This window comes from Pseudomonas sp. NY15437, from assembly GCF_048068435.1.
Classification (GTDB): Bacteria; Pseudomonadota; Gammaproteobacteria; order Pseudomonadales; family Pseudomonadaceae; genus Pseudomonas; species Pseudomonas nitroreducens_B.
In genome coordinates this window covers 305,604-321,896 of the sequence record NZ_JBLUQC010000006.1, presented here as the reverse complement: position 1 = coordinate 321,896, position 16,293 = coordinate 305,604, and the positions used below count along the sequence as shown (strand labels likewise).

Below are 16,293 nucleotides of genomic sequence, written 5' to 3'. Positions count from 1 at the left end.
GGGCGAGGCCGGCGTCACACCACCGGTATCTGCAACGTCACACAGTGAATGCCGCCGCCTCCTGCCGCAATCGGGTCGATGTTCAGCTGCACGATCTCCCGGTCCGGGTACAGCTCGCTGAGCAAGGCATGGCAATGTTCATCGGCCGCCGCATCGCCGAACCTGGGCGCGATCACCCCGCCGTTCACCGGCAAATAGTTGATGTAGCCGGCGGCGAAGTCCGGGTTGTCGCGGTTGTAGGCGCTCGGCTTGGGCTTCGTCGGCGGCGGCAGGGTGTGCAGCTGGAGCGTGCGCCCATCGGCATCGGTGGCGTTCTTCAGAATATCCCGGTGCTGGCGAGTGACTTCGTAGTCGTAGGAGCGCTGGTCATTGTCCAGGTTGACCACCACCACGCCCGGCTCGACGAAGCGCGAATAGAAGTCGACATGGGCATCGGTGATGTCCTTGCCGCGGATGCCCGGCAACCAGATCACCTTGCGCAGCCCCAGCACGCGCTTGAGCTCCGCCTCGATGCGCGGGCGCGTCCAGCCCGGATTGCGGTTGTCGTTGAGCCAGGAGCTCTCGGTGAAGATCGCCGTGCCGTGGCCGTCCACCTCGATGCCGCCGCCCTCCCCGCACAGCTCGCTGACCAGGGCTTGCGCCTCCAGGTCCTCGGCCAGCGCCGCTGATACGTGGCGGTCGCGCTCAGCGTGCTGCTTGCCGCCCCAGCCGTTGAAGTTGAAGTCGGCCAGCGCCAGGCCGCCCGGCGCATCGTTGACCAGGAAGCAGCCGCCGTAGTCGCGCACCCAGATGTCATCCACCGGCACCGGCAGCACATCGATGTTATGCCCGGCGCACGCGCGCCTGGCTTCGGCCTCCTGCTCTGGCCGGCACAGCACCGTCACCGGCTGGAACTCGGCGATGGCGCGGGCCAGCCGCGCCACAGTAGCGTTGACGTCTGGGGCGATGTCCCCCCAGACGTCAGGACTCGCCGCGTAAGCAACCAGCACACGCTCCTGCCTGCGGTGCTCGTCCGGCATGTACCAGGGCTTCGCCGCCAGGGCCACACGCCCCAGACCCAGCCCGAGGCCCGTCGCCAGCGTCATGCCGGCGCCGAGCAGGTTTCTGCGCGTCATCATTCTCGCCTCCTCAACCACCGGTCCCGGTTTTGAAACGGGTCCAGGTGCGCATCCGCGAGCGCATGTCGCGCTGAGGGATGTCCTTGCCGGGGATCAACCGCGCGTAGGTCGCTTCGTCGACATAGATATCCGGGTTGTCGCGCATGCTCGCCTCCACCATCGGCCGCGCCTTGGCATTGGACGTCGGGTAGCCGGTGGCATTGCTGATGGCGGCCATCACGTCCGGGCGCATCAGGTAGTTGATCAGCGCGTAGGCATATTCAGGATGGGCCGCGTCGGCGGGAATCGCCATGGTGTCCATCCACACCGTGGTGCCTTCGCGTGGCACGCGGTACTCGAAGCGCTCCGGTTTCTTTGCCTCATCGGCGGCGCGCTGCGACTGGGTGACGTCGCCGCTGTAGCCCAGCGACAGGCACAGGTCGCCGTTGACCAACTGGGTGACCGGCTGCGACTGGAACTTGCGGATGTACGGGCGTATGCCATTGAGCAGCGCCAGGGCATCGGCCAGATCCTGCGGCTTTCCGCTGCGCGGGTCGCGGCCGAGGTAGTTGAGCACCACGGCAAGCACTTCGTCCGGCGAGTCGATCATCGAGATGCCGCAGTCGGCGAAACGCTTGGCCAGTTCCGGCTTGAACAGCAGGTCGAGGCTGTTCACCGGCGCATCGCGCATGCGCTGGTCGATCTTCTCGCGGTTGAAGGTCAGGCCGATGCTGCCCCAGGTGTACGGCACCACGGCATGCCGGGAGTACGGGTACTGCGTCTGCAGGTTCTGCAGGCCCGGCTCGATATCGCCCAGGTTCTCCAGCTTGCTGTCGTCGAGTTTCTGCAGCGCACCGGCGCGCATCAGGCGCTCGGCGACGGTATCGCCGGGGAAGATCAGGTCGTAGCCGCTGTGCCCGGCCATCATCTTGGCCTCCAGCGTCTCGCTGCTGTCCATCACGTCGTAGATGACGCGGATGCCGGTTTCCCGGGTGAAGTTGGTCAGCGTATCGGGGGCGAAGTAGTCCGCCCAGTTGAACAGGCGCAGGACCTTCTCGTCGGCCGCAGCGGCTTGCAGCGTGCACGCCAGGGACAACCCCAGCGTGCCAATCAGCAGGTGCTTGAGCATGGTCAGATTCCTTGCCAGCGCGGGTGCCGATGGCGGCCGTCGAGGCCGAGCAGCGGGCCGTACATTTCCGGGCGGCGGTCGCGGTAGACGCCCCAGGTCAGGCGCTCCTCGCGAGCAAGGCCAAGGTCCAGTTCGCGGACCAGCACGGCCGCTTCGTTGCGCCCGGCCTCGGCCAGCAGCGCGCCCTTGTGGTCGGTGATGAAGGACGAGCCGTAGAAGTGCATGCGCAGCGCGTCGTCGCTGGGCGCCACCTCTTCGCCGATACGGTTGGCGGCCAGCACCGGCAGCAGGTTGGCAGCGGCATGGCCACGCTGGGCAGTCTGCCAGTGGTCGCGGGAATCCAGCTGTTCGGCGCCCGGCTCGGAGCCGATCGCGGTGGGGAACAGCAGCATCTCCGCGCCCTGCAGTGCCAGGCAGCGGGCGGTCTCGGGGAACCACTGGTCCCAGCAGATGCCCACGCCGATGCGGCCGACGGCGGTGTCCCAGACGCGGAAACCGGTGTCGCCGGGGCTGAAATACTCTTTCTCCTGGTAGCCGATGGCATTGGGGATGTGCGTCTTGCGGTAGACCCCGAGCAGGCGGCCGTCGGCGTCGGCCACGGTGAGCGAATTGAAGTAGGCGTAGCCGGCGCGCTCGAACCAGCTGATCGGCAGGACCACGTTCAGTTCCGCCGCCAGCCTGGCAAAGCGCTGCAACAACGGGCTGTCGTCATAGGGCTGGGCCAGGGCGAGGTGGACGTGGTCCTGCTCGATGCAGAAGTACGGCGTGGCGAACAGCTCGGGCAGGAGGATCAGCTTCGCCCCGGCAGCCGCCGCCGCGCGCACGTGGCGCTCGGCTTCGGCGAGGTTGCGCGGCAGGTCCCAGCTGCAGGCGAACTGCAGGACAGCGACGGTCAGCTTGCTCATCACAGGCCTCCCAGCGGCCAGGCCGGCTGCTGCTGGGTGATGCAATGCACACCGCCACCGCCGTGTGCCAGGTTGTTGATGCGCACCGGCACCACCTCGCGACCGGGGAAGGCAGCGGCCAGCACCGCGGCGGCTTCGTCGTCGGCGGCGATGCCGTAGGCCGGCATGATCACCGCCCCATTGGCGAGGTAGAAGTTGGTGTACGACGCGCAGAAGACTTCCGCCTCCGGGTCCACCGCGGCGCTGGCTTCGAACAGTTCGATCAGCTCGAAGGAACGGCCCTTGGCGTCGGTGGCCAGCTCCAGCGCGCGACGGTTCTCCCGCGCCACTTCGGCGTAGGCGCTGGAAGCGTCGCGGGTGGCGTCCACCAGCAGCACGCCGGGGCGGGCGAAGGCGCACACGCCATCGACGTGGCCGTCGGTCATGTCGCCGGTGACGTACTGCGGGTCGCCGGGCAGCCAGATGGTCTTGGTCACGCCCAGCAGGCGGCTGAAGATCTCCTCCATCTCGCGCTTGCCGACACCGGGGTTGCGGTTGGAGTTGAGCAGCACCGACTCGGTGGTGATCAGCGTGCCCTCGCCATCCACGTGGATCGCCCCGCCTTCGTTGGCCAGCGGCGTGCCGAAGCAATCGAACCCGAGGTGATTGAGGATGCGCCGGCCCAGGCCTTCGTCCAGGGTGTGTTCGGACTTGCCGCCCCAGGCGTTGAAGCGCCAGCTCACGCCGGCCACGCCGTGCTGCGGATGGCAGACGAAGGTCGGCCCGGAATCGCGGCACCAGCTGTCGTCGATGGGTAGCGGCACCAACTCGACATTGGCCCCGCACAGTTCAGCGGCGCGGGCCCTGGCGGACGGGTCGACCACTAGCTTTACCGGCTCGAAGCGGGCAATGGCATTGGCGACGCGGGCAAAGTCTTCCTGCACCTGCTCCAGGGTCACGTGCCAGCCGCCCTCCCAGAGCGGACGGTTATGCGGGAATGCCATCCAGGTTGCCGCGTGGTTGATCCATTCGGCGGGCATGCGCCAGCCGTTCTGCCTATCGTCATTGCGATGCATATTCGAACCTTTGGTAAGGAATTTTTATCGGAAGGAAAGGATTCAGCGGCGCCTGACAACCATGCTAGGCCTGTGAAAATGTCAAAACAAACGATAGATTTTGCGCAAAACTGATTAGGCGAACTTATCGATCATGCTCAAGCACTGGCCCCCCCTGAACGCCCTGCGCGGCTTCGAAGCCGCCGCGCGCCTGGGCAGCTTCCACAAGGCTGCCGAGGAACTGCACCTCACCCAGTCGGCCATCAGCCAGCAGATCCGCAGCCTGGAGAGCTTCGTCGAGCAGCCGCTGTTCTACCGCTCCGGGCGCAAGGTGGCACTGACCGACGCCGGCGCGGACCTTCTCAGCACCACGCAATCCATGCTGCAGCAACTGGCCGTGGGCATCCGCCGCCTGGACCAGTACCGCAAGCCCAACCAGCTGGTGGTCAACACCACGCCGGCCTTCGCCCGCCACTGGCTGGTGCCGCGCCTGGGCGACTTCCACGCGCGCCACCCGCAGATCGACCTCTGGCTGCTGACCACCGACGAAACCCCGGACCTGGCCACCCAGACCATCGACATCGCCGTGCGCGACGACCTCACCGCCCAGGCCGAGTGTCGCTTCCGTGTGCTGCTGGAAGACCGCCTCTACCCTGCTTGCCACCCGTCATTGCTGCGACAGCCGCAGACATCGCGAACAACCTTGCATGGAGAGCGGGAAATGGACTGGGCGCACTGGCAATTGCAGGGCGGCGCCGAGGTCGGCCAGCGCAGCGAGGGCCTGAACTTCTCCGACCCCGGTCTGCTGCTGGACGCAGCCAGCCAGGGCCTGGGGATTGCCCTGGTGAGCCGGTTGCTGGCCGGCGATGCCCTCGGCCACGGCCTGCTGGCGCCGCTCAGCGAGCAGACCGTGCGCGGGCCGAACTGGTCGCTGCTGGTGCATCAGCAGAGCGAGCGCACTGCACAGGCAGTGGAGTTTTGCGAGTGGCTGTCCACGGCACTGAGCGTCTCCCTGTAGGGCGCCTAAAGCCTCAGGCGTTATCCGCCAAGCCGGCGGATGACCCGTTCCGGGTTATTCGCCCTACGGGGCAGAGCGCTTCTCTGTAGGAGCGAGCTTGCTCGCGAACCCGCCCAACGTCGGTGCTGCCGACAGCTCCTGTTCGCGAGCAAGCTCGTTCCTACGAAGAGCCCTTCAAGCCGGAAGAGGGCAAGCCCTGCTCCAGCCCCATCAGACAGCACCCCGCCCCTTCCTCAACCTACCCCGCTCCTTCTTCCCTTCCAGTGCACTCTCGCCCGCCGCCTTCACCAGCTTCTGGAACGTCGGGCACCCCGCATGACTGGGCGCCGGGCACGTCGCCGCATGGCGCAACCCGCGGCTCATCGCGCGCAGGCGTCTGATCGTGGCGTCCAGCTCGTCCGCCTTGGCCGAGAGCATCTGCCGGTCGATGTTCGTGGTGCCGTCGCCGGTGAACATCGAGCGGATTTCCTCCAGGCTGAAGCCGGCCGACTGCCCCAGGCTGATCAGCGCCAGCTGGTCGAGGATCTGCGGCGCGAACTGGCGGCGCGCACCGGGCTTGGCCAGCGAGACGATCAACCCCTTTTCCTCGTAGAAACGCAGGGTCGATGCCGGCACGCCGGAACGTCGGGCCACGTCAGCGATATCCATGGAACACCTCTTGACCTCAAGTTCGCTTGAACTTGTAGGTTCACGCCAAAGGCCGCCGAGGTCAATCCACACGCGGCCTTCCCCTTGCGTGAAAACAGCGGAGAAACCATGAAAACCATTGCTATCGTCTACCACAGCGCCAGCGGCCGCACCGAACGCATCGCCCAGACCATCGCCAGCGGCGCGAGCCGGGTGCCAGGCTGCGAAGTCCACCTGCTCAAGGCGCAGGAGCTGATCGAACAGCCGCAGGCGCTGCTTGCCTATCACGGCCTGATCCTGGGCTCGCCCACCTACCTGGGTGGCGTTTCGGCGCCGCTGAAGGCGCTGATGGACGCCACCGGGCCGCTGTGGCGCCAGCAGAGGCTGCGCGGCCGCCTCGCCGCCGGCTTCACCGTCTCGGCGCTGCCGGCGGGCGACAAGCAGTCCACGCTAATCTCGCTGTTCACCTTCTGCATGCAGCACGGGATGCTCTGGGCCGGCAACCCGATCCTCCCCGAGCAGCACCTGGGCGTGCCGGTCGAAGAAGCGGCCAACCGGCTCGGCTCCTGGTCCGGGCTGATGGCCCAGGCCGACAAGACCGCCACGGATTTCTGCCCCGGCGACCTGAAGACCGCGCGACTGTTCGGCGAGCACTTCGCCCAGACCCTGGGCCGCCTGCACTCGCCACAGCTCGAGCATGCAAAGGAGGCCCAGGCATGATCCCGCGCCGCTACGGCCCGCTGCTGTTCGCGCTGATCCTGTCCGGCGTGATGACCTTGCTGGTGTCCGGGCTCTCCACCTGGCGCGCCATCGGCCTGGCACCGGCCTTTGCCCAGCTCTGGCTGGGTGCTTGGCTCACCAGCTGGAGCATCGCCTTCCCGCTGGTGCTGGTCATCGCCCCGCTGACGCGGCGCCTCGTCGAAAAGCTGGCCAGGGCCTGAGATACCCGTGAGCCTCGCCGCAGGGTGGCGTGGCGTGCAGCGATACCCATCCGACAAGGAGCCGGATGCCTGCTCAATGGCGGCCTGGGCAGAGCTACTCGCGCATTCCGTCCGCCAGGCGGCAGAAGCCCTCGCGCACCACGCCGTCGGTGGTGTACATGCCGCCGGAGGTGGTGAAGATGTAGCTCACCTTGCTGCCCTTCCCGGCCTCCTCCACCACGACGCTCATCGGCGCGGTGCGGCTGCTGAGGATGACGCCCTGGTGGGCGGAGATGATGCCGCGCTCGTCGTCTGCGGTATCGATGGAGAAGCCTTCCTTCAGCAGCGCCTTCTGCGCGTTGTGGAAGGCCTTTTCGGGGGCCAGGTGGTCGAATACGACGCTGGAGTTGTAGGTCTTGCCGGCCATGAAACCACCCGAAGTGTTGAAGTTGTCTTCGCACTGGTTGCCGGTTTTCTGGTGTGCGCAGCCTTGCAATAGCGCAGCCGCGAGCAGAATCATCGTGACTCGTCGCATCATCGTTCCTTGATCTCGTGGGGCCGCCATCCCTGCGGGTCTGCAGCGGCGAAGGGGTTTTATAAGCCGAGGGCGCAGGCCCTGGCCAGACTTTTCCGCGTCCGGTGAGACAGCCGGCACGCAGGAAATATCCCCTCGCTCGCTCAAGCACGGGTGTTCACGCCGTTCGTCCTGGCGTGTCCCCCGCGGGTGTCCGGGCCTGCCTGCGCAGCGCCCGGACACCCGTGGGGCAAGCCTCCGATCGCCAAGGACCGGGGGCCCGCCACCCTTACCAGATCGGCAGGGTGTAGCTGACGATGAAGCGGGTTTCGTCCATGTCGTTGCCGAAGCTGCTGCGGAAGGTGCTGTTGCGCAGCTTGAAGCCGACGTTCTTCAGCGCACCGCTCTGCACCACGTAGCCGATGTCGGTATCGCGCTCCCACTCCTTGCCGTTGCCCTGCCCGTTCAGCAGGTCGATGTGGTCGCCGCGCAAGTAGCGCGTCATCAGGCTCAGCCCGGGCAACCCATAGGTGGCGAAGTTGAAGTCGTAGCGCAGCTGCCAGGAGCGTTCGTCCTTGTTGGCGAAGTCGCCGATCTGCACGTAGTTGACCAGGTAAGGGTCGGTGCCGGACAGGTAGGCGAAGCCGGTGTCGCCAGACATACGCTGCAGGCCGAGGCCGAACGCCTGGTTGCCCAGCTTGTAGGTGAACATGGCGTTGAGCGCGCGGTTGTCGACGTTGCTGCCGCCATCGTCGGTGGAGCGTGCCCAGCGGATGTCGGACTTCAGCGACTGGCCCTCGGCGATCGGCAGCGTGTGCACCAGGCTTACGTAGTACTGGCGGTAGAGGTCTTCGAGGTTGGCGTAGTGGTAGCTGGTGCTGAGCTGGCTGTTCCAGCGATAGGTGCCGCCGGCGAGGTTGAAGCGGTCGCTGCTGAGGTGGCTGCCGGCAACGATGTTGCGCTTGTTGCCACGGGTCATCGACAGGTCTTCGTCGTTGGTCGAATCACGCTGCTTCACCTGGCGCAACTGGCCAAGCTGCAGGTCGAGGTCGTCGAGCTCCTTCGACTCCACCAGCGCGCCCTGGAAGGTCTGCGGCAGCAGGCGGGTGTCGTTGTACTGCACCACCGGCAGCTTGGGCAGCAGCGTGCCCACCTTCAGGGTGCTGTTGGAGGCACGCAGCTTGGCGGTCAGGCCGAGCGCGCTGTAGTCGTCGGCGGCGCGGCGGTCGCTGGCGGAATACGGCAGCAGGCCGGAGCCGGAGCGGTCCGGGCTGGAGTCGAGCTTCAGGCCCAGCAGGCCGAGGGCATCCACGCCGACGCCAACGGTGCCGTCGGTGTAGCCCGATTCGTAGCGCAGCAGGAAGCCCTGCGCCCATTCCTCGGCTTTCGACTGGGCGGCGCCGCTCTGGCGGTAGTCGCGGTTGAAGTAGAAGTTGCGCGTTTCGATGCTGGCCTTGCTGTCGGCGAGGAAATCGGCGAGGGCGAACGGGGGCAGCAGCGCCAGTCCGGAGACCAGCACAGGGAGTCGACGAGTATTCATTGTTCTTGTTTCTATCTACGTGAGGTGTTGGCAAAACGCCGGGCCGATGTCGGCTGGCCCGGCACGGGAATGCGCGGGCTCAGACGACCTTTTCCAGCTCCGGTGCGGCTTCGAACAGGTCGGCGACCAGCACGTTCATTCGGTTTTCCTGTGAGTGGCGCCCTCCGGCGTCGGCGCCGGAGGGCAGTGGATTCATGAGCAAGCTCGCTCCTACGGATCGAGGCTTGCGTCGGCGCGCTCTTCAAAGGCCTTGCTCGCCCACGGACTCAACGAGCCTGGGGCACCTGACCGCTTGCGGCGATCCGCCGTCATTCGCGCACGGCGTCAGCCCTGGCCCAGTTGCTCGATCACACCCTCGGCCTTGAGCGCCGCCAGGCGCGCATCGTCCAGCCCGAGGCGGCGCTTGAGCACCTCGTCGGTGTGTTCGCCGAGCATGGGTGCGGGGCGCTGGTATTCCACCGGCGTCTCGGACAGCTTCAGCGGACTGCCGACCATGCGGAAGCCGGGGTTCTGCGCGTGAGGTATGTCCACCAGCATGTCGCGGGCGACCACCTGGGGCTCGTCCAGCGCGCGGCCGATATCGTTGATCACGCCCACCGGCACCTTCATCGCGTGGATGCGGCGCACCCAGTTGTCCGCGGTGTCGCCCTGGAAATGCTCGGCCAGCTTGCCGACGATGATGTCGCGGTTGCGCACCCGGTCGGCGTTGCGGGTGAAGCGCGGGTCCCTGGGCAGCTCCGGCAGGCCGATGGCCTCGCACAGCGAGACGAACTGGCTGTCGTTGCCGCAGGCGATGATGAAATCCATGTCCTTCGCGCTGAACACCTGGTACGGCACGATGTTGACGTGGGCGTTGCCCTGGCGCCCCGGCGAGCGGCCGGTGGCGAGGTAGTTCTGGCTCTGGTTGCCGAGCATGGCGACCTGCACGTCGAGCAGCGCCATGTCGCAGTGCTGGCCGCGGCCGGTCCTTTCCCGCGCCAGCAGCGCCGCCTGGATGGCGACCACCGAGTACAGGCCGGTCATCACGTCGGACACAGCGACACCGACCTTCTGCGGGCCGGCGCCGGGGACGCCGTCCTTCTCGCCGGTGATGCTCATCAACCCGCCCATACCCTGGATGATGAAGTCGTAGCCGGGCTCCTCGGCGCGCGGGCCGGTCTGGCCGAAGCCGGTGATGGAGCAGTACACCAGGCGCGGGTTGAGCTTCGACAGGCTGTCGTAATCCAGCCCGTACTTGGCCAGCGAGCCGGCCTTGTAGTTCTCGATCAGCACATCGCACTCGCAGGCCAGCGCGCGCACCAGCGCCTGGCCTTCCTCGCTCGCCAGGTTCAGCGCCACCGACAGCTTGTTGCGGTTGGTGGACTGGTAGTACGCGGCCTCGGAGCTGTCCGAACCGTCGGCGGTCTTCATGTACGGCGGGCCCCAGCCGCGGGTATCGTCACCCACGCCGGGCCGTTCGATCTTGATCACTTCCGCGCCCAGGTCGGCCAGCACCTGGCCGCACCAGGGGCCGGCCAGCACGCGGCTGAGGTCGAGTACGCGGTATCCGCTCAAAGCACCCATCTTCAACTCCTCGCAGGCGCGCTCACGCGCGCTCGATAACCATGGCGAGCCCCTGGCCCACGCCGATGCACAGGCTGATCACCGCATAGCGTTGACCGCTGCGCTGCAGTTGCCGCGCCACGCTCAGCGCCAGCCTCGCGCCGGAGGCGCCCAGCGGATGGCCCACAGCGATGGCGCCGCCATTGGGGTTGACCCGCGCATCGTCGAAGTCCACGCCCAGGCCGTGCAGGCAGCCGAGCACCTGGGAGGCGAAGGCTTCGTTGATCTCGATGATGTCCATGTCGGCCAGGGTCAGTTCGGCGCGCGCGAGCGCCTTGTTGATCGCCTCCACCGGGCCGACGCCCATGATGCGCGGCTCGACGCCAACCGCCGCCGCCGAGAGAATCCGCGCCAGTGGCTTGAGGCCGTGGCGCTCACCGGCGGCCGCAGAGCCGATCAGCAGCGCGGCGGCGCCATCGTTGACGCCGGAGGCATTGCCGGCAGTGACCACGCCGCCATCGAACAGCGGCTTCAGGCGGGCCAGTGCGGCTTCATCGGAAGACGGGCGCGGATGCTCGTCCTGCTCGATAACGTTCGGCGGCGTCTTGCGCCCGGTGGGCACGCTGACCGGGAGGATTTCCTCGGCGAAGAAGCCGGCCTGGCGGGCGGCCTCGTAGTTGGCCTGCGAACGGGCGGCGAAACGGTCGGCCTGCTCGCGGCTGATGCCGAACTCGCGGGCTACGTTGTCGCCGGTCTCCGGCATGCTGTCGTTGCCGAACCCGGCGATGATCTTCGGGTTGGGGAAGCGCGCGCCGATGGTGCTGTCGAACACGGTGAGATCGCGGCTGTACGCGGCCTCGGCCTTGGCCATGACGAAGGGCGCGCGGGACATGCTCTCCACGCCACCGGCGACGAACAGCTCGCCTTCGCCGCAGGTCACGGCACGCGCTGCGTCGATGACGGCGGCCAGGCCGCTGGCGCACAGGCGGTTGACCGTCTGCCCGGGCACGGTGACGGGCAGGCCGGCGAGCAGCGCGGCATGGCGGGCGATGTTGCGGCTGTCTTCACCGGCCTGGTTGGTGTTGCCGAGGATCACGTCCTCGATGGCATCGCCAGGCACGTGGGTGCGGGCCAGCAGCTCGCGGATCACCTGGGCGACGAGGTCGTCCGGGCGCACCGGCGCCAGGGCACCGGCGTGACGGCCGAAGGCGGTGCGCAGGCCGGCGTAGATATAGGCGTTGAGCATGGAAGTCTCCTTGAAAACGGTGGACGCCGGGTCTCAGCCCAGCGCGGGCTCGGCGTGGCGCAGCGACAGCCCCAGCGCGGCGCGGCGGCGCAGCCAGGGGCCGGGGCGGTAGCGGGCATCGCCGGTGAGGCCGGTCATGCGTTCGAGAATGTGCAGCAGGCGCGCCGGGCCGACGCTGTCGCCCCAGGCCAACGGGCCCTGCGGGTAGCCCAGTCCACGGCGCACACCTTCGTCGAGGTCGTCGACGCTGGCGATGCGCTGCTGGACGATGTCGCCGGCCAGGTTGACGATCAGCGCCAGGACACGCTGGGCAACGAAGCCGACGCTGTCGTTGATGACCGTGACGCCGACGCCGTCAGAGGCGAGCAGCGCGTGAGCCGCATCGCGCATGGCGCTGGAGGTCGCCGGGTTCTGCATCAGGCAGCGGTGGCGCTGCAGGTCCAGCAGCAGGTCGATGCACAGGGTGCGCGCCGGGTCGGTGCCGAAGTGCTGGCAGGCGGTGGTCGCATCCACGCCATAGGGAGCGAGCAGGCACAGCGCCTCGCTGCTCGGCTCGGCGCCCTGCTCCAGGTTCGCGCCCAGGCTTTTGAGCAATTCGCCGAGGCGTTGGCGATCGGGGTCGTTCTCCGCGCCGATCCACACCGGCGGCATGGCCGTCACGCTCGGCACCGGCTGCGGCGCGGGCGGGTCGATCATCTTGCCGTCGGCGTAGCGGTAGAAACCACGGCCGGCCTTGCGTCCGACGAAGCCGGCCTCGAGCATCTGCCGGGTCAGCGCCGCGGGGCGATAGCGCGGCTCCTGGTAGAACTGGTTGTAGATGGATTCGATCACCGGGTGCGACACGTCCAGCGCGGTCAGGTCGAACAGCTCCAGCGGGCCCATGCGGAAGCCCAGGCCCTCACGCAGGATGCGGTCGATGTCTGCCGGCTCGGCGATACCTTCCTTGAGCATCTGCAGTGCTTCGGTGCTGTAGGCACGGCCGGCGTGGTTGATGATGAAGCCGGGGGTGTCCTTGGCGCGGATGCCGCGGTGGCCCATGCGCGTGGCCAGCGCTATCAGGCAATCGCCGACCTGCGGGTCGCCGGCCAGGCCGTCGATGACCTCGACCACCTTCATCAGCGGCACCGGGTTGAAGAAGTGGAAACCCGCCACCCGCTGCGGGCGCTGGCAGCCACGAGCGATGCTGGTGACCGACAGCGACGAGGTGTTGGTGGCGAGAATGCAGTCGGCGCTGACCACCGCCTCCAGCTCGGCCAGCAGCGCCTGCTTGGCGTCCAGCCGTTCGATGATCGCCTCGACCACCAGGTCGGAATCCGCCAGCTCGCCCAGCGAGCCGGCAACCTGCAGACGCGCCAGGGTGGCGTCGGCCTCGTCGGCGGTGATCTTGCCCTTCTCCGCCAGCTTGGCGAGGGTTTGCCCGAGGTGGTCGCGGGCGGCTTGCGCGGCGCCCTCGCGGGCGTCGAAGAGTTTCACCTGGATGCCGGCCTGGGCGGCGATCTGGGCGATGCCGCTGCCCATGACGCCGGTGCCGACGATGGCGATGCGCTGGATGCGCTCGCTGCCAAACGAAAGGGTCATGCTCATTCTCCCAGGAAGCTGGCTTGGCGTTTTTCCAGGAAGGCGGCGGCGCCCTCCTTCTGGTCCTTCGAATCGAACAACAGCTGGAAGGCCTTGCGCTCCAGGGTCAGGGCGCTGTCCAGCGGCAGGTCGGCGCCGGCGAGCATCACCTCCTTGATCTGCGCCACGGCCAGCGGCGGCAGCGCGGCGATCTCGGCGGCCAGTTCCAGCGCGCGGGGCAGCGTACGGGCGTCTTCCACCACTTCGCTGAGCATGCCGATGGCCAGGGCTTCGGGCGCATTGATCAGGCAGCCGGTCAGGGCGATGCGCATTGCCTGGAACTTGCCCACGGCGCGGATCAGCCGCTGGGTGCCGCCGGCGCCGGGCATCAGGCCGAGCTTCACTTCCGGCTGGCCGAAGCGCGCCGATTCACCGGCGACGATGATGTCGCAGTGCATCGCCAGCTCGCAGCCGCCGCCCAGGGCGAAGCCGTTCACCGCGGCGATCACCGGCTTGGGGCAGCGCGAGATGGCTTCCCACAGCAGTTCGGTATGGCGGCGGTACATCTCGATGGGGCTGGCCTGGGCGAACTCGCGGATATCCGCCCCGGCGACGAAACAGGCCTCGCCGCCGGTGAGCACCACCGCACGCACCGCCGGGTTGTCACTGAGCGCGCGGAAATGTTCGGCCAGTTGCTGGCGCACGGCAGCGTTCAGGGCATTTTTGGCTTCCGGTCGGTCGATGCGCACCACCGCCACGCCATCGGCCCGGATATCGAGATGAACCACGCTGGTATTCATGGGAGCTTTACCCTCACACTTGTTTCGTCTGACGAAACTACATTCCGTATTTTGATTTCATCATAGTAACAGGCCATCCAGCCTGTAAACGGTGTTGATCGGAACAACCGCTCAAAGCCTTTATCTACTTGGTCTGCAATATTTTTTAGGTGGCTTCTGTACGAAACCTCTTAGACCCATTACAATTTCGCCTGACGAAACTGCATTTTATTTTATTGATTTTCCGTGAATAGGGGTTCTACCATGCGCCGCAACAAGACGGAGATGGATTCGGCTGCGCCGACAAAAAACGAAGGCGAAATCGGCCTGCTGGAACGGGGCCTGTATGACCCGGCCACCGCGTTGAGCGAAGAGGAAAACAGCGGTCAGTTCGTGACGGCCCTGGCCCGCGGCCTGGAGATCCTGCGTTGCTTCACGCCGCGGGAAAACGTGCTGAGCAACCAGGACCTGGCCCGCAAGACCGACCTGCCCAAGCCGACCGTGACACGCCTGACCAATACCCTGATGCGCCTGGGTTGCCTCAAGCGCGAGGTGCATTCGGGCAAGTACCAGCTGGACGTCGGCGTGCTGGGCTTCGGCTACGCGATGCTGTCGAACCTGTCGATCCGCGCGGTGGCCCACCCGCTGATGGAAGAACTGGCCAACCACGCCCAGGCGGCGGTAGCCATGGCGGCCCGCGACCGCCTTCAGATGGTCTACCTGGACGTCGTGCAGGGGCAGGGAAACATGACGATGCGCCGGCAGATCGGCAGCTACCTGCCGCTGGCGGCGAGCTCGGTGGGCCGCGCGTGCCTCGCGGCGATGCCGGAGAACGAGCGGGAATTCCTGCTCGACCACATTCGCGAACGCGAACCGGAAAACTGGCCGGCCATCCGCAAAGGTCTGGACCGTGCCTTCAGGGACTTCACCGATTACGGCTATTGCCTGTCGATCGGCGAATGGCACCGCGACGTCAACTCCGTCGCGGTGCCCTTGGTACACCCGCAGTACGGGCTGCTGGCCTTCAACTGCGGCGGCCCGAGCTTCCAGCTGACCCGCGAGAAGCTCGAGGACGACATCGGGCCCCGCCTGATCAACATGGTCAACAACATAGGTGCCGCCGCTCGTTGATGCTCGGGTGACGGTGCCTCGCCAGACAGGCCCGCCCGCGGGCCTTTTGAGGAGTGCACATGATCCGAGACCCAGAAACGCTGCAGATACTTCTGGATTCCATCCACCAGTTCGTCGGCGAAGTGCTGATCCCGCGGGAAAACGAGGTCGCCGAGACCGATGCCATCCCCCAGGACATCATCGAGCAGATGCGCGAGATGGGCCTGTTCGGCCTGACCATCCCCGAAGAGTTCGGCGGCCTGGGCGTGACCATGGAAGAAGAGGTGAACATCACCTTCGAACTCGGCCGCACCTCCCCCGCCTTCCGCTCCTACATCGGCACCAACAACGGCATCGGCTCCATCGGCATCCTCATCGACGGCACGCCGGAGCAGAAAGCCCACTACCTGCCCAAGCTCGCCAGCGGCGAACTGCTCGGCGCCTTCTGCCTGACCGAGCCGGACTCGGGCTCCGACGCCGCCTCGCTGAAGACCAGCGCCGTGCGCGACGGCGACTTCTACGTGCTCAACGGCACCAAGCGCTTCATCACCAACGCCCCGCATGCCGGCATCTACACCGTGATGGCGCGCACCAACCCGGCGATCAAGGGCTCCGGCGGCATCAGCGCATTCATCGTCGAGCGCGGCACACCGGGTATTTCCCTGGGCAAGCCGGACCACAAGATGGGCCAGAAAGGCGCGCACACCAGCGACGTGATCTTCGACAACGTGCGCATCCCCGCCAGCCAACTGATCGGCGGCGTCGAGGGCGTCGGCTTCAAGACCGCCATGAAGGTGCTCGACAAGGGCCGCCTGCACATCGCCGCGCTGAGCGTCGGCGCCGCCGAGCGCATGCTCGCCGACGCGCTGCAGTACGCCCTGGAGCGCAAGCAGTTCGGCCAGCCGATTGCCGAATTCCAGCTGATCCAGGCGATGCTCGCCGACAGCAAGGCCGAGATCTACGCCGCCCGCTGCATGGTGCTGGACGCCGCGCGCAAGCGCGACGAGGGCCGCAACGTCAGCACCGAAGCCTCCTGCGCGAAGATGTTCGCCACCGAGATGTGCGGCCGCGTCGCCGACCGCTGTGTGCAGATCCACGGCGGCGCCGGCTACGTCAGCGAATACGCCATCGAGCGCTTCTACCGCGACGTCCGCCTGTTCCGACTCTACGAGGGCACCACCCAGATCCAGCAGGTGATCATCGCTCGCAACATGATTCGCGAAGCCCAGTCCTGACCCCCACGGGGCGGGCGCAGGGCTACTCCCCCACGCCCGC

Annotated in this window: 16 protein-coding genes; 5 read left to right on the top strand and 11 right to left on the bottom strand. The window is 67.0% G+C overall.

From position 1 onward, the window contains the following. Positions 1–14: 14 nt before the first annotated feature. Genes ACNFIA_RS16385 through ACNFIA_RS16370 form a run of 4 tightly spaced genes read right to left on the bottom strand, consistent with a single transcriptional unit; the run spans position 15 to position 4,186 of the window. The gene (locus tag ACNFIA_RS16385; RefSeq protein ID WP_416786633.1) at positions 15–1,118 is read right to left on the bottom strand and encodes an agmatine deiminase family protein; all 1,104 of its coding nucleotides are present in this window, start codon (positions 1,116–1,118) and stop codon (positions 15–17) included. Between the two features lie 10 nt (positions 1,119–1,128). Continuing rightward, positions 1,129–2,226 carry an extracellular solute-binding protein gene (locus ACNFIA_RS16380; RefSeq protein WP_416786631.1) on the bottom strand — a complete coding sequence of 366 codons (1,098 nt, stop codon included), beginning with the start codon at positions 2,224–2,226 and terminating at the stop codon, positions 1,129–1,131. A gap of 2 nt (positions 2,227–2,228) precedes the next feature. Then, on the bottom strand, positions 2,229–3,131 hold the full coding sequence (gene aguB, locus ACNFIA_RS16375) for an N-carbamoylputrescine amidase (RefSeq protein WP_416786628.1): 903 nt from the start codon (positions 3,129–3,131) through the stop codon (positions 2,229–2,231). Further along, a complete protein-coding gene (locus ACNFIA_RS16370) occupies positions 3,131–4,186 on the bottom strand; it encodes an agmatine deiminase family protein (RefSeq protein ID WP_416786626.1) in 1,056 nt (351 codons plus the stop codon). The genes aguB and ACNFIA_RS16370 overlap by 1 nt, the downstream gene beginning before the upstream one ends. Positions 4,187–4,319: 133 nt before the next feature. Between ACNFIA_RS16370 and ACNFIA_RS16365 the strand changes: the two genes are divergently transcribed. After that, positions 4,320–5,183 (top strand): LysR substrate-binding domain-containing protein, encoded by an 864-nt coding sequence (locus ACNFIA_RS16365; protein WP_416786624.1) that lies wholly within the window; start codon positions 4,320–4,322, stop codon positions 5,181–5,183. 210 nt (positions 5,184–5,393) lie between these two features. Here ACNFIA_RS16365 and ACNFIA_RS16360 read toward each other — a convergent pair whose 3' ends face one another. After that, a complete protein-coding gene (locus ACNFIA_RS16360) occupies positions 5,394–5,831 on the bottom strand; it encodes a helix-turn-helix domain-containing protein (protein WP_416786621.1) in 438 nt (145 codons plus the stop codon). A 108-nt stretch (positions 5,832–5,939) separates the two neighbouring features. Between ACNFIA_RS16360 and ACNFIA_RS16355 the strand changes: the two genes are divergently transcribed. Together ACNFIA_RS16355 and ACNFIA_RS16350 are read left to right on the top strand one after the other, a co-directional pair. Next, a complete protein-coding gene (locus ACNFIA_RS16355) occupies positions 5,940–6,530 on the top strand; it encodes a flavodoxin family protein (protein ID WP_416786618.1) in 591 nt (196 codons plus the stop codon). Further along, on the top strand, positions 6,527–6,751 hold the full coding sequence (locus tag ACNFIA_RS16350) for a DUF2798 domain-containing protein (protein WP_416786616.1): 225 nt from the start codon (positions 6,527–6,529) through the stop codon (positions 6,749–6,751). The genes ACNFIA_RS16355 and ACNFIA_RS16350 overlap by 4 nt, the downstream gene beginning before the upstream one ends. A 94-nt stretch (positions 6,752–6,845) precedes the next feature. On the opposite strand, the gene ACNFIA_RS16345 is transcribed toward ACNFIA_RS16350, so the two are convergent. The 6 genes from ACNFIA_RS16345 to ACNFIA_RS16320 form a co-directional block, all read right to left on the bottom strand. Beyond that, positions 6,846–7,265 carry a hypothetical protein gene (locus tag ACNFIA_RS16345; RefSeq protein ID WP_259754639.1) on the bottom strand — a complete coding sequence of 140 codons (420 nt, stop codon included), beginning with the start codon at positions 7,263–7,265 and terminating at the stop codon, positions 6,846–6,848. 268 nt (positions 7,266–7,533) lie between these two features. Further along, entirely contained in the window at positions 7,534–8,784 is a 1,251-nt protein-coding gene (locus ACNFIA_RS16340; RefSeq protein WP_416786613.1) for an OprD family porin, read from the bottom strand. Positions 8,785–9,108: 324 nt separating this feature from the next. Further along, on the bottom strand, positions 9,109–10,347 hold the full coding sequence (locus ACNFIA_RS16335) for a CaiB/BaiF CoA transferase family protein (protein WP_416786610.1): 1,239 nt from the start codon (positions 10,345–10,347) through the stop codon (positions 9,109–9,111). Between the two features lie 22 nt (positions 10,348–10,369). Then, a complete protein-coding gene (locus tag ACNFIA_RS16330; RefSeq protein ID WP_416786608.1) occupies positions 10,370–11,572 on the bottom strand; it encodes a 3-oxoadipyl-CoA thiolase in 1,203 nt (400 codons plus the stop codon). 33 nt (positions 11,573–11,605) lie between these two features. Then, positions 11,606–13,156 (bottom strand): 3-hydroxyacyl-CoA dehydrogenase, encoded by a 1,551-nt coding sequence (locus ACNFIA_RS16325; protein WP_416786605.1) that lies wholly within the window; start codon positions 13,154–13,156, stop codon positions 11,606–11,608. Continuing rightward, entirely contained in the window at positions 13,153–13,929 is a 777-nt protein-coding gene (locus ACNFIA_RS16320; RefSeq protein WP_416786603.1) for an enoyl-CoA hydratase, read from the bottom strand. Before ACNFIA_RS16320 ends, ACNFIA_RS16325 begins: the two co-directional genes overlap by 4 nt. A gap of 243 nt (positions 13,930–14,172) precedes the next feature. Here ACNFIA_RS16320 and ACNFIA_RS16315 point away from each other — a divergent pair, with 243 nt between their 5' ends. After that, positions 14,173–15,039 carry an IclR family transcriptional regulator gene (locus ACNFIA_RS16315; protein WP_017518408.1) on the top strand — a complete coding sequence of 289 codons (867 nt, stop codon included), beginning with the start codon at positions 14,173–14,175 and terminating at the stop codon, positions 15,037–15,039. Between the two features lie 59 nt (positions 15,040–15,098). Continuing rightward, on the top strand, positions 15,099–16,253 hold the full coding sequence (locus tag ACNFIA_RS16310) for an acyl-CoA dehydrogenase family protein (RefSeq protein ID WP_416786600.1): 1,155 nt from the start codon (positions 15,099–15,101) through the stop codon (positions 16,251–16,253). Positions 16,254–16,293: the final 40 nt, after the last annotated feature.